Genomic DNA, 13,131 nt, shown 5'->3' with positions numbered 1-13,131 from the left:
GGCCGGGGCGAGCCTGCTTGCCTCGTGCTATCGGCGCTCGCTCGAAATCGCACTCGGCCATGATTGCCGGACGGTGGCGTTTCCGGCGATCTCGACCGGTATTTACCGCTTTCCGAAGGAGGAAGCGACTGGGATTGCCGTCGACACAGTCAGTAACTTTCTGCGGCAGAATGCAGTGCCGGATGCAGTTACCTTCTGCTGTTTCGATGAGCAGACGGCGGAGATCTACCGGCGGGCCGCCGCTGCCGTTGGAAGGAGCGGACCTTGATGACCAAAACTGCCCAAGAGGCGACCTCGGCAGAGCACTCCCTTGGCGAGGGAGAGGTCTATGATTTCGGACGAATGCTTGTCCCGAAGCGCTGGCGGGACAGCGCCCCCCTATGCCCTGCCGGGCATCTCCCGCAGAAGGGGGGAGATCAGCAGCTTTGCGGACGGCTCCTTTGCAACGTCGATAGTTGGCGAAGGCGGCGGCGACATCCAATCTCCCCCCAAGTGGGGGAGATGTCCGGCAGGACAGAGGGGGGCGCGAAGGAACGCCGACCTCGCTCAAAGCATACTCTGGCTGCGGAGGTTCCATGTTCGGCAAGATCCTGATCGCCAATCGCGGCGAGATCGCCTGCCGCGTCATTCGCACGGCCCGCAAGCTCGGCGTGCGCAGCGTGGCCGTCTATTCCGACGCCGACGCCCGCGCCTTGCATGTCGAGATGGCCGACGAGGCGGTGCATATAGGCCCCTCGCCTGTCGGCGAAAGCTATCTGCGCGGCGACAAGATCGTTGCCGCGGCGCTCGCCACCGGCGCCGAGGCGATCCATCCCGGTTACGGCTTCCTGTCGGAAAATCCGGATTTCGTCGACCAGGTGACCGCGGCAGGCCTCGTCTTCATCGGGCCGAGCGCCGCCTCTATCCGCGCCATGGGATTGAAGGACGCCGCCAAGCGGCTGATGGAGGCGGCCGGCGTGCCCGTCGTGCCCGGCTATCATGGCGAAGCGCAGGAGATCGTGCTGCTCGCCTCCAAGGCGCGCGAGATCGGGTACCCCGTCCTGATCAAGGCGCGCGCCGGCGGCGGCGGCAAGGGCATGCGCCGCGTTGACCATCCCGACGATTTTTCCGAAGCGCTGTCGGGCGCGCGGCGCGAAGCGAAAGCGGCGTTCGGTGACGACCGGGTGCTGGTCGAAAAATATGTCGACAAGCCGCGCCATATCGAGTGCCAAGTGTTCGGCGACAATTTCGGCAATGCCGTGCATCTCTTCGAACGCGACTGCTCGGCGCAACGCCGCCACCAGAAGGTGATCGAGGAAGCCCCCGCCCCCGGCATGACGCCTGCGCTGCGCAAGGCGATGAACGAGGCAGCCGTAAAGGCCGCCAAGGCGATCAATTATTCGGGTGCCGGCACCATCGAGTTCATCGTCGACGCCTCCCAGGGGCTCAAAGCCGACCGCTTCTGGTTCATGGAGATGAACACGCGGCTGCAGGTCGAGCACCCCGTCACCGAGATGGTCACCGGCGTCGATCTTGTCGAATGGCAGTTGCGCGTCGCGTCCGGCGAAAGGCTGCCGAAGACGCAAGGCGAGATCGCGCTTTCCGGCCACGCCTTCGAGGCGCGCCTCTATGCCGAGGACGCTGCGAAAGGGTTCCTGCCCGCGACCGGCAGGCTGCATCATCTGAAATTCCCAGACGCGGCGCCGGAGGGTGCTGCGATGCGCGTCGAAACCGGCGTACGCGCCGGCGACGCGATCTCGCCCTTCTATGACCCGATGATCGCCAAGCTGGTGGTGCACGGCAAGGACAGGAACGCCGCCCTTGCGGCATTGCGCGGTGCGCTCGCCGAGACCGAAGTTGCCGGCTCGACAGTCAACACCCCCTTCCTGGCGGCGCTTGCCGCGGACGCCGATTTCGCGGCCGGCGATGTCGATACCGGGCTGATCGGCAGGCATCAGGAGGCGCTCACCGCCATCCCCGCGCCAAGCGACGAGACGATTGCCGCCGCGGCGCTGGCCGCGACCGACGCCGGCGCGCCAGGTGCCGCCGCAGATCCGTGGTCGACGCTCTCAGGCTATGCCCATTTCCACACGCTCGCGCGCCGCATCCGCCTGCGCCATGGCGAGGAGAACATTCTGGCCCGGGTTTCGGCGCGGCCGGACGGCCGCTTCCAGGTGGCGCTGGAGGCGCCGCATGATGCCGTGAACACGCATGATCTGAGAACCATGCCGCGCGCCGTCCGCTGGCCCGGCCACGTCACGGTCTTCGAGGGCGCCGTCGGCTACACCTTCACGGTTCGCGACCCGCTCGCCAAGGCCGACGAGGCGGGAGCCGCCTCAGGCAGCCTGCGCGCGCCGATGCCGGGGCTGGTCAAGCTGGTGCGGGCAGCAGTGGGCGATGCCGTGATCAAGGGCCAGCCGCTTCTGATCCTTGAGGCGATGAAGATGGAGCACATGATCGCCGCCCCGCATGACGGGGTGATCGCGGAGATCGCGGCCGAGGGAGCTCAGGTCAGCGACGGCACGGTGCTGGTGCGGTTCGCGGAGGACCAGCGATAAAACGAAAGTGGCCGGGACGAGCCCCGGCCACCTTCACACAAACAGGAGCGATTACTGCTGGATAGGCGCGTATTTGCCGTCGTGCCACTGGTTGATGTCGTAGCTGGCGTTCTTGAGGTCGCCCTTCTCGTCGAAGATGACGTCGCCGACGACGGTGCTGATGGGCTTGCCGTCCTTGAGCGCCTCGGCGACCTTGGCCGGATCGTCGGTGCCGGCGCGCTTGACGCCTTCGGCGACGGCCTGGATCACGGCATAGGAGAACAGCGTGAAGCCTTCAGGTGTGAAGCCGCCGGCCTTGATCTTGGCGACCGCGTCCTTCGCTTGGGGCTTGGCCTGCGGGTCCGACGGGAAGACGAACAGCGTGCCCTCACCGGCTGGACCGGCGACCTGCCAGAATTCCGGCGATGCGATCGAATCCGGCATGATCAGCTGGAACTTGACGTTCTGCTCCGCCGCCTGGCGCAGGATCAACCCAGCCTCGGGGTGGTAGCCGCCGAAATAGACGACGTCGGCCTTGAGTTCCTTCAGCTTGGTGACGAGGGCCGAGTAATCCTTCTCGCCGGCGTTGATGCCTTCGTAATCGACTTCCTTGAGGCCGCCCGCATTCATCGTCGCCTTGACGGCGTCGGCAACGCCCTGGCCGTAGGCGCTCTTGTCGTGCAGGACGACGACATTCTTGCCGGCATATTTCTTGGCGATCCACGGGCCGATGAAGGCGCCCTGCGCGTCGTCACGCGTGTAGAGGCGCATGATCGTCGGCCAGCCGGACTTGGCGGCGGCATCGGTCAACACCGGGTTCGACGAGGCCGGGCTCATCATCAGCGTACCGGCTTCGGCATAGACGGCGGAGGCCGGAATGCTCGAGCCCGAGCAGGCATGGCCGTCGACGAACTTGACGCCGTTGGCGACGATGCGGTTGGCAACCGACACCGCCTGCTTCGGATCGCACTGGTCGTCCTCGATGTCGAGCTTGATCTGCGAGCCGTTGACGCCGCCGGCGGCGTTGATGGCCTCGGCGGCAGCCTGCGCGCCCTGCTTGAACTGGTCACCGATGGTGGCGAGCTGGCCGGTCATCGGGCCGACCACCGAAATGGTGATGTCGTCGGCAAAGGCAACCGGGGCGCTCATCATCAGGCCAAATGCGGCCGCGCTCAAAATACCCAATCTTTTCATGGCTATCAGAACTCCTCCACTTGCGCGCGGCGGCATGGCCGCGCTTCTTTCACAGAGCCGGGACAATTTCACCCTTCGCCGAGACTGTCGAGAGGACAGTACGGCCGGTTTTGGTTCATTCCGGCGAGGATTTCTTGGGCCACGCGCCCGCGTGATTACCTAGCGTAATGCAAAAAGCCGCGCCGACCTTGTTTCGGTCGGTCGCGGCTTTTGCAGTCGAGCTCCCCAGACGCCCCGCGCCTGAAACCCGCTCGCTTCCCTGTTTTTTCGCGCGGCTGAGTTTGTTTACCTGCCGCGTTCTTGGTCTTGTGGGCCGGCCGTCTTTTCGCGGCCTTGTCCAAATCAACTTCTCAGCGCTGCGCGCAGGATCAGTGCATCGTCATCCATTCGCGGGCTTCGCGCAGCGCCATGGCGATCTCCACCTTCGACATGGTGGCAGACAGTTCCGAGCGCAGCTCGGCGGCCCGGACCGAACCTTTGATCGCGGCGATGTTGAACCATTTGTGGGCGGCGACGACATCGGTCTCGCAATCGCGGCCGGTCGCATACATCATGCCCAGTTCGAAAAGAATGTCGGCCTGGGCAGTTGCCCCCATGGCGCCGAAGCCGTCTTCAAGCATTTCAAAACGTGCCATTTCAATCCCCTGTCTGGCTCCCGAGAGCTGCCTCCTTCTGTCCCTTGATTTCCCTCGGGGCGGGCCGCTCTTTCGATGCTTTCGAGGATGAAGCCTGGCTTTGAATCCGTCGTTAAATGGCTTGCTTAATTTGCGGAAAACAAAGCTAAAACAAGAGGTAAACGCGGGAAACCGTTAAGCATGGGAATCCAGCGTTTGCGCGGTCTTGCGTCAAATTCGATGAAAATTGGCGGGAGCGGAATCAAGACTTCGCTAACCACGGGAACCGAAGCATTTTTCCGGTGCCGTTCATTTTCGGCCATGCGCACGGCGAAAACCGCTACAACCTTCCGTGGCGGCACCGCTTTTGTTTTGGCGGGAGCTGGATTAGCTTTACCTTTGCGTAAGGGACTGGAAGGCGGGCCGGAGCCCGCCGCATACCCATTGGGAGGAGCACAAGATGTTTCGAAAGACGAGCCTGGCCCTGGCGGCGACCTTGATCATGGCGGGCGCCGCGTGGGCCGACCCGATCGAAGGCAATTGGAAGACGCAGGCCGGCTCAACGGCGGCGATCGCTGGCAGCGATGCGTTCTCCATCACGCTGAAATCCGGCAAGTACTCCGGCAAGACGATCGGCTCCTTCAAGGCCGCTGGCGACAACAAATACACCGGCACCATCACCGACCCGGAAACCGACAAGACCTATTCCGGCAAGGCGACGCTGTCGGGCACATCGCTCAAGATGAGCGGCTGCGTGCTCGGCGGCCTGATCTGCAAGAGCCAGACCTGGCACAAGCTGTAACTGACCTTCCGAGATCATCCGAAACGGGGCCCCGAGCGGCCCCGTTTTCTTTTGCGGCGGCGGCGCTCCGCCGAACGGTCTTGTCGCCGACGGCGGCTTGAGACCTCGTCAATCATTTTGAACCGCAGATGAATACCGGTCTCATAACCGGTTCAGAGGCATTGCGGCATTCTCTCCCGCATTGAAGGAGAGAGAAAATGCTTGCCCGTCGCTTCACCATCGTCTGCCTGCTGATGAGCCTGTTCGGCATGCTCTTCGCCATCCTGGTGGCCGAGGGCGGGCACTCGGCCCGCTTGTGGGAACGGCCCGTGGCTGCGTTCTCGGCTCCGTGAACCAAGTGACGCGCTGAAACGACAAAGTTGAAAATCGACCACATTGAAAATCGGGACACCACCAAAATGAACCGCATCGCCGCCACCACAACGAAGATCCTGAGGCTGCTGCCGCGGGCGACGCTCATCCTGATGCTGCTCGCCGCCCCGGTGCTGGCTGTGCCGATGATGCGCGCCGATGCGGGCCACAGGATCGAGGCGCCGGCGAATAAGAACAGGAGCGTCGGCTTCGTGCTGCTGATCAGCCTGCAGCGCGGACAAGCTTTATAGAGTGTCGAACGGTGCGACTGGCTCGTAGCCAGCGCGCCTTAAAGCGCGTCGCGCTGAACCGGGTTCAGGCGAGGCGCTTTAAGTCTTTGTTTTGCTGCATGTCGTTGTCCCAGAACCGCGCACACTTCTGGGCGACATGCATTAAACACATCCGAAGAAAATCGACGCTATCGGCTCTCGCGGTCCCACATCCCCCTCCCAAGCGCCATCCTGAATCTCTATATTGAGACATGGAAAAGCGAATCTACCCCCAAGCCATTGAATCGGTCGTGATGCCGGAGCCTTTCGGCGCGCAGAGCTTCCATGACGCCAAAAAGGCCGTCGCGGCGCTGCAGGCGCTCTATGATCGCAACACCAAATTCCTGCGTGATTCCTTCGCGGCGCTTGCCGCGGGCGCCGACGAGAGCAAGCGCTATCGGGCCTTCTATCCGCAGATCGGCGTCACCACGACCTCGTTCAGCCAGGTCGACTCGCGCCAGGCCTATGGCCATATGCCGACGCCCGGGCATTTCGCCACCACCATCACCCAGCCGCAGCTGTTCGAGAACTACCTCATCGAGCAGCTTCGTCTCATCATGCGCAACCACGGCGTGACAGTGACCGTGTCGGAATCGACGACGCCCATTCCACTGCATTTCGCCTTCCTGGAAGGCAGCTATGTCGACGGCGCGGCCGCCGAGCGCATCAAGCGGCCGATCCGCGACCTGTTCGACGTGCCGGATCTCGACGGCACCGACGACCAGATCGCCAACGGCACGTTCGAGGTGGCGTTCGGCGAGCCGAGGCCGCTGGCGCCGTTCACCGCGCAGCGCATCGACTATTCGCTGCACCGCATGACGCATTACACGGCGACCAGCCCGCAGCATTTCCAGAACTTCGTGCTGTTCACCAACTACCAGTTCTACATCGACGAGTTCGTGGCGCGGGCTCGCGAATTGATGGCCAAGGGCGACAGCGGCTATGTCGAGTTCGTCGAGCCCGGCAATGTCGTGACCGCCAATGGCGCAACGGCCTCGGACGGCACGCCGCCGCAGCGGCTGCCGCAAATGCCGGCCTACCACCTGAAGAAGCCCGGCCATGGCGGCATCACCATGGTCAATATCGGCGTCGGCCCCTCCAACGCCAAGACGATCACCGACCATATCGCGGTGCTTCGGCCGCATGCCTGGGTCATGCTCGGCCACTGCGCGGGCCTGCGCAACACGCAGGCACTTGGCGACTATGTGCTGGCGCATGCCTATGTGCGCGAGGACCATGTGCTGGACGACGATCTGCCGGTCTGGGTGCCGATCCCGCCGCTGGCCGAGATCCAGGTGGCGCTGCAGGAAGCCGTGGCCGAAGTCACTGGACTTTCCGGCTACGACCTCAAGCGCATCATGCGCACCGGCACCGTCGCCACCATCGACAACCGCAACTGGGAACTGCGCGACCAGCGCGGACCGGTGCAGCGCCTGTCGCAGTCCCGCGCCATCGCGCTCGATATGGAATCGGCGACGATTGCCGCCAACGGCTTCCGCTTCCGCGTGCCCTACGGCACGCTGCTGTGCGTATCCGACAAGCCGCTGCATGGCGAATTGAAGCTGCCCGGCATGGCGACCGAGTTCTACAAGCGGCAGGTGGCGCAGCATCTCACCATCGGCATCAAGGCGATGGAGAAGCTTGCCGAAATGCCGATGGAGCGGCTGCATTCGCGCAAGCTCAGAAGTTTCTCGGAGACGGCGTTCCAGTAGCCGCCTTGGCTTGAAACAAGTCAGGGCGGAACGTTGCGGTAACGACACAGGTCCGAGGCAATCGGTCGTCTTGGCAGGGCCGCAATTTGGCCGATAAGCGTCCGAAGGGATGCGTCGGAATAAGGAGACAGGACATTCCGGCGTTTCCGTGAACGGTGTCCTGGGCGGGTCGGAGCAGATGACTACGGGCGGCGCGCGCTTGAGCATGATGTCTCAGCTGACATTCCTGGCGATGACGGCATTCTCGGCCGCGCTGCTGGCCGGGTTCTTCGGCGCGCTGCATCCGGCCTTCGATTCCTTCTCGCATTTCCGCATGCATCTGAGCGTGCTGACGGCGCTGCTCGCGCTGCCGCTGCTTGCCGGTTCCTACCGGCTGCAGGCGGTCGCGGCGCTGGTCTTCGCCATTGTATGCCTCGCCACGACCACGAGCGCGCTGCCCAGATTGTCGACGCAGCAGGCGGTCGCGAAGCCGGCCGACCGGATCGTCTACAGCCTGCTGCAGATGAACCTGCGCTTCAACAACCCGACGCCGAAGAAGGTGCTGTCGCTGATCGGCCGGACCAATCCAGACGTCATCACGCTCGACGAAGTGTCCGGCATGTGGGCGAAGGAGCTCGGCTATATTGCCGGCGCCTATCCCTATCGCATCCTGTGCGACTATCCCAACGGCATATTCGGCGTGGCGCTCTTGTCACGCCGTCCGTTCGCCGCCGGCACCGCGCCGCGTTGCGAGCCGCGCGGCGCGATGGCGACCGCAACGATCGATTTCAACGGCGTTCCGGTCGACGTCGCCGCGATCCATCTGAGCTGGCCTTGGCCAATGGAGCAGTCCTGGCAGATCGGCGAATTGGCGGAGCCGCTGGCCGGGCTCGGCGAGACCGCCATCATGGCCGGCGACTGCAATGCCGTGCCGTGGAGCGCGGCGGTGCGGCGGGTGGCGCGGCTCAGCGGCATGACGCTGATGCCCTCGGCCGGCCCGACCTGGCTCCACCGCACCCTGCCGGACGTCCTGCGCCGCTACGCCGGCCTGCCGATCGATCAGGTGTTCAGCAAAGGCGGGGTGACGATCCTGTCGTCGGCCCGGCTGGAGGATACGGGCTCCGATCATCTGCCGGTGCTGGTCGAATTCACGCTGCCGCCCGCAAGCGACCCGCCCGAGGACGCGCACAAGTCGGCACTGGCGGCGAACGACGCGCCGGACGGACCGCGCAGCTGACGCCCTGCCCTGGCAGGCGAACCGGGCTGGAGTTTTTCAGTTCTTTCCGATCAGCGCATTGACCAGCCGGTCGACATGGCCGCCGTCGCGGTGCTCGCGCGCGTCGAAAGTGTTCTGTTTCGCTTCATATTGCGCGTAGACGGCGTCGATCCGGCGCCTGGCCTCGCGATGGGTGGCGGTGCAGAACCAATTGTCGGCCAGCTTCAGGCCGGCAATGGACTTATCGGTGGCCCGCATCATGGCCTCGGCGATTCGACCGTGATGACGCTCGTGGGCGTGGACGCCGGCGAGGAAGCGCCGCCAGCGCCGCTCGAGCTCGGGTTTCGGCGGCGAAGCCAAGCGCGGAAAAGTGTAGGTGAGCTCCATCGTTCCGTCGGCGCCTCGCAACCTGCAGACCCCGTCGGTGCGGTCCACATCGAGCTTCCAGTTCACCACATAGCCGGTGTCGGCGATGGCGCGGGTCATGAAGCCGTGCTTGGGACCTTTGCGGTTCATCGCTTCGACCAGGGCAGCGCCCGTCGTGCCCACAACGTCATAGCTGCGTGTCGTGACCAGCACCTTGGTGCCGGCCAGGGCCTGCGGGGCGCCGCCGCACAGGCCGCCGAGCATGATGAGGCATGTAAGAACCGCCAGGCGCATGGCCCATTTGCTCCCTATCCGCAGAGAAGGAACTATAAGCCGTCTGCAATTTCAAGCGTAAGGAACCCGCTGACCGGAACCGCAAACCGCTGCCGGTCGATGAAGCGGCTCACATGCCCTGATAGACCGGGCCTTCGCCGCCTTGAGGCGGCACCCAGTTGATGTTCTGGTTCGGATCCTTGATGTCGCAGGTCTTGCAGTGCACGCAGTTCTGCGCGTTGATGACGAAGCGCACGTCCTTGGCCGACGGATCGGCGGCGGCGTTGCCGTCCTTGTCCACCCATTCATAGACGCCGGCCGGGCAATAGCGGGTCGAGGGACCGGCGAAGACGTCGTGTTCGGAACGCTGCTGCAGCGCCATGTCGCCGACGATCAGATGCACCGGCTCGTTTTCCTCATGGTTGGTGTTGGACAGAAACACCGAGGAGAGCCGGTCGAAGGTCAAGACGCCGTCCGGCTTCGGATAGGCGATCTTCTGATGCTTGGAGGCCGGCTCGAGCGTCGAATAGTCGGCCTTGCCGTGTTTCAGCGTGCCGAAGGGCGAGAAGCTGAACAGCGTGTTCAGCCACATATCGAGGCCGCCGATGCCGACGCCGACGATGGTGCCGAAGCGCGACCAGAGCGGCTTGACGTTGCGCACCTTCTTCAGGTCCTTGCCGATATCGCTGCCGCGCCAGGCTTCTTCATAGGAGGCGAGCTCGTCATTGGCGCGGCCGCCGGCGATGGCGTCGGCGACATGCTCGGCCGCCAGCATGCCGGACAGCACCGCATTGTGCGAACCCTTGATGCGCGGCACGTTGACGAAGCCGGCAGCGCAGCCCATCAGCACGCCGCCCGGGAAAGACAGCTTCGGCACGGACTGCCAGCCGCCCTCGGTGATGGCGCGCGCGCCATAACCGATGCGCTTGGCGCCTTCGAAGGTGCCGGCGATCGCCGGATGCGTCTTGAAGCGCTGGAACTCCTCGAAGGGCGAGAGATAGGGGTTCTTGTAGTTGAGGTGGACGACGAAGCCGACCGCCACCTGGTTGTCCTCGAGGTGATAGAGGAAGGAGCCGCCGCCGGTCTTCATGTCGAGCGGCCAGCCGAAAGAGTGCTGCACCAGACCCGGCTTGTGGTTCTCCGGCTTGACCTGCCACAGTTCCTTGAGGCCGATGCCGAACTTGCCCGGCTCGCGGCCGTCGGCAAGCTGGTATTTGGCGATGAGCTGCTTGGCCAAGGAGCCGCGCGCGCCCTCGCCGATCAGCACATATTTGCCCATCAGCGCCATGCCTGGCGCGTAAGCCGGGCCATGCGTGCCGTCCTTCTCGACGCCCATGTCTCCGGTGATGACGCCGGTGACGGCGCCGGCGTCGTTATAGACGAGGCTTGCCGCGGCGAAGCCCGGATAGATCTCGACGCCCAGCGCCTCGGCCTTGGTCGCCAGCCACCGGCAGACATTGCCGAGCGAGACGATGTAATTGCCGTGATTGTTCATCAGCGGCGGCATCAGGACGTTCGGCAGGCGGAAGGAGCCGGCGGGGCCGAGCACCAGGAAATGGTCCGCCGTTACCGGCGTCTTGAACGGATGATCGCCCTCCTCGCGCCAGCCGGGCAGCAGCCGGTCGATACCGATCGGATCGACGACCGCGCCGGACAGGATGTGCGCGCCGACCTCGCCGCCCTTCTCCAGGACGACGACGGAGAGCTCAGGGTTGAGCTGCTTCAGGCGGATCGCCGCGGCAAGGCCGGCGGGACCGGCGCCGACAATCACCACGTCGAATTCCATGCTTTCGCGTTCGATATCGCTCATCGACCCCTCTATCGCTTGCCGCATTCTCGCATTGTGCTGGCTCACGCGCTGCATAGCGCATCAATTCGCGACGCGAAACCGGCGCTGACGTGACAACGCCGATTTCGACAAAAAGTCGCGGTTTTCCTACGAAACGGCAGCAGCACAGGCCATGGCCAAGCATAGGCCAGACCCGGCATGTTGGCAGGCCAGGCGGCGCCTGCATGTTTTTAATTGTTCGGCGGCTTGGTTATCGGCAATACTTCGCGCCATGCGCAGTCCAGAGCCCTCCGGCTTTCCATCGAAGCGCTTACTCTTCACGCCGAGCCTGGCCTGGCGCGCGGTTCTTCCGCTCCTCTTTTTGAGCCTGCCAGCTGAGGCCGATCCGGTGAAGGTCTGGACCACCGGCGCCTATTCCTTCTCCGACGAGCTGGGCGGCTTCCGTATTACCAGCGTGTCCGGCATCGGCACCAAGGAAGATCCGCTGGTCATCAAGGAGGAGCTGAACACGGCGACGCCGGTGACGCTGACCATCCGCGCGACCAAGCCGATCGAGCCCTTCGGCAAGGCCGGCGAGGTCGCCAACGGCGTGATGTATATGCGCATCGACGTGCTCAACAACAGCGCGCTCCCCTGGGTGGAGTTCCAGTTCGAGCTGCAGGAAATCCTCGACCAGCCGAGCGTGTTCGGCGATGGCCTATCCTTCGACCAGCGCAACAAGACGCCCGACAACATCATCTCCAGCAATTTCGCCGATTTCGAGCGTAAGTTCGAACCCTATGACCAGTTGCTGTTCAAAAACGGCAAGGTCGATCCGCTGAAGTCAGCAACCTTCGATTTCCTGATCACCGACTACACGCCGCGCTGGACGTTCTACATCGTGCAGGATCCGCGCATACCGACCGGCTAAAAGTCTGACCACGGTTGCAAATTCGAACCGCGCGGACAATGGTGGCGCCATGACTGCCGCCTCCCCCAGAACGCCAGCCGAGATCGCCGAACTGCTCGCCTTCTATGCCAGCGCCGGCGTCGAGGACGCGCTCGAAGACGAGCCTATCAATCGGTTTGCCGAAGCGGCGGCAATGCCACCTGGACGCGGGCCGGCCGAACGCAGGCCTGCCGAGCGCGCGCCGGCCGCGCCGCGCCGCGAAGCCGCGCCCGAGAGCCGAACGGTACCCGAGCAGGCTCCCGAACAAGCTGAGAACCCGCCGGCGCCCTTCTCCGGCCTCGATGCCAGCAATATTCCGGACGCACCCGCCCGGCCGCCTGCAGCCGCGGCCGTTCCCGACGAGGGGCAGGTCCTGCTCGCGCGGCAGCTTGCCGCCCGCGCGACGACGCTCGATGAGCTGCGCCAACAGATGGCCGCCTTCGACGGCTGCAACCTCAAATTCACCGCCAAGAACCTGGTCTTCGCCGACGGCAATCCCAACGCCGACCTTATGCTGGTCGGCGAGGCGCCGGGCCGCGACGAGGATTTGGAGGGCCTGCCCTTTGTTGGCCGCTCCGGCCGGCTGCTCGATCGCATGCTGGCGGCGATCGGCCTTGACCGGGCCTCGGCCTATATCGCCAACGTCATCCCGTGGCGGCCGCCGGGCAATCGTACGCCGACGCCCCATGAGACCGAAATCTGCCGGCCCTTTATCGAAAGGCAGATCGAGCTGGTCAATCCGAAAGTGCTGGTCAATCTGGGTGGTCCGTCGGCCAAGACGCTGCTCAACACGGCCGAAGGCATCCTGCGCCTGCGCGGCAACTGGCGTGTGCACACGACGGCTTCCGGGATTGCCATTCCGGCGATGCCGACGCTGCACCCGGCCTATCTGTTGCGGACGCCAGCGCACAAGAAGCTGGCCTGGCGGGATTTTCTCGAGGTCAAGGCGAAGTTGCAGGCGTTGGCGCCTTCCCCTTCTCCCCTTGTGGGAGAAGGTGGCCGCGAAGCGGCCGGATGAGGGGTGCTCCAGGGAATGCCAGCGTCTCACTCCGCTGGAACACCCCTCATCCGACCGAGCTTCGCTCGGCCACCTTCCCCCCTTGTGCAGGGCTGTCCGGGGAA

Annotated in this window: 13 protein-coding genes; 9 read left to right on the top strand and 4 right to left on the bottom strand. The window is 64.3% G+C overall.

The genetic code is table 11. The features are described 5' to 3' along the window. Both EOA24_RS11690 and EOA24_RS11685 read left to right on the top strand, forming a co-directional pair. Positions 1 to 268: macro domain-containing protein (locus EOA24_RS11690; protein ID WP_189353909.1), on the top strand; the 268-nt coding region annotated here is incomplete at its 5' end. A 307-nt stretch (positions 269 to 575) separates the two neighbouring features. After that, on the top strand, positions 576 to 2,537 hold the full coding sequence (locus EOA24_RS11685; protein ID WP_127256170.1) for an acetyl/propionyl/methylcrotonyl-CoA carboxylase subunit alpha: 1,962 nt from the start codon (positions 576 to 578) through the stop codon (positions 2,535 to 2,537). Positions 2,538 to 2,588: 51 nt separating this feature from the next. Here the strand turns inward: EOA24_RS11685 and EOA24_RS11680 are convergent, their stop codons facing one another. Continuing rightward, complete coding sequence (locus tag EOA24_RS11680) at positions 2,589 to 3,710, bottom strand: ABC transporter substrate-binding protein (RefSeq protein ID WP_126078345.1); 1,122 nt, start codon at positions 3,708 to 3,710, stop codon at positions 2,589 to 2,591. Between the two features lie 368 nt (positions 3,711 to 4,078). Continuing rightward, positions 4,079 to 4,345: a sel1 repeat family protein gene (locus tag EOA24_RS11675; RefSeq protein WP_042639605.1), complete on the bottom strand. Its 267-nt coding sequence runs from the start codon at positions 4,343 to 4,345 to the stop codon at positions 4,079 to 4,081. Positions 4,346 to 4,784: 439 nt separating this feature from the next. Here EOA24_RS11675 and EOA24_RS11670 point away from each other — a divergent pair, with 439 nt between their 5' ends. The 5 genes from EOA24_RS11670 (at position 4,785) to EOA24_RS11655 (ending at position 8,674) form a co-directional block, all read left to right on the top strand. Next, on the top strand, positions 4,785 to 5,126 hold the full coding sequence (locus EOA24_RS11670; RefSeq protein ID WP_126064738.1) for a DUF2147 domain-containing protein: 342 nt from the start codon (positions 4,785 to 4,787) through the stop codon (positions 5,124 to 5,126). Positions 5,127 to 5,323: 197 nt separating this feature from the next. Continuing rightward, on the top strand, positions 5,324 to 5,458 hold the full coding sequence (locus EOA24_RS43875; RefSeq protein ID WP_281059457.1) for a hypothetical protein: 135 nt from the start codon (positions 5,324 to 5,326) through the stop codon (positions 5,456 to 5,458). A gap of 66 nt (positions 5,459 to 5,524) precedes the next feature. Then, a complete protein-coding gene (locus EOA24_RS11665; RefSeq protein ID WP_126078346.1) occupies positions 5,525 to 5,728 on the top strand; it encodes a hypothetical protein in 204 nt (67 codons plus the stop codon). A 272-nt stretch (positions 5,729 to 6,000) separates the two neighbouring features. Next, positions 6,001 to 7,458 carry an AMP nucleosidase gene (locus EOA24_RS11660; protein ID WP_245467331.1) on the top strand — a complete coding sequence of 486 codons (1,458 nt, stop codon included), beginning with the start codon at positions 6,001 to 6,003 and terminating at the stop codon, positions 7,456 to 7,458. Between the two features lie 205 nt (positions 7,459 to 7,663). Next, on the top strand, positions 7,664 to 8,674 hold the full coding sequence (locus EOA24_RS11655; RefSeq protein WP_189353906.1) for an endonuclease/exonuclease/phosphatase family protein: 1,011 nt from the start codon (positions 7,664 to 7,666) through the stop codon (positions 8,672 to 8,674). A gap of 36 nt (positions 8,675 to 8,710) precedes the next feature. On the opposite strand, the gene EOA24_RS11650 is transcribed toward EOA24_RS11655, so the two are convergent. Next, positions 8,711 to 9,313, bottom strand: coding sequence for a DUF922 domain-containing protein (locus EOA24_RS11650; protein ID WP_126078348.1), 603 nt, complete (start codon positions 9,311 to 9,313; stop codon positions 8,711 to 8,713). 109 nt (positions 9,314 to 9,422) lie between these two features. Then, on the bottom strand, positions 9,423 to 11,126 hold the full coding sequence (locus tag EOA24_RS11645; RefSeq protein WP_281059449.1) for an electron transfer flavoprotein-ubiquinone oxidoreductase: 1,704 nt from the start codon (positions 11,124 to 11,126) through the stop codon (positions 9,423 to 9,425). A gap of 226 nt (positions 11,127 to 11,352) precedes the next feature. Here EOA24_RS11645 and EOA24_RS11640 point away from each other — a divergent pair, with 226 nt between their 5' ends. Further along, positions 11,353 to 11,991: a hypothetical protein gene (locus tag EOA24_RS11640; protein ID WP_126078350.1), complete on the top strand. Its 639-nt coding sequence runs from the start codon at positions 11,353 to 11,355 to the stop codon at positions 11,989 to 11,991. A 49-nt stretch (positions 11,992 to 12,040) separates the two neighbouring features. Further along, on the top strand, positions 12,041 to 13,027 hold the full coding sequence (locus tag EOA24_RS11635) for a uracil-DNA glycosylase (RefSeq protein WP_126078351.1): 987 nt from the start codon (positions 12,041 to 12,043) through the stop codon (positions 13,025 to 13,027). The last annotated feature ends 104 nt before the right edge of the window (positions 13,028 to 13,131 follow it).

This window comes from Mesorhizobium sp. M2A.F.Ca.ET.039.01.1.1, assembly GCF_003998035.1.
In the GTDB taxonomy this organism is placed as follows: Bacteria; Pseudomonadota; Alphaproteobacteria; order Rhizobiales; family Rhizobiaceae; genus Mesorhizobium.
The sequence above is the reverse complement of the archived record's forward strand: the minus strand, read 5'-3'. Positions and strand labels throughout refer to the sequence as shown.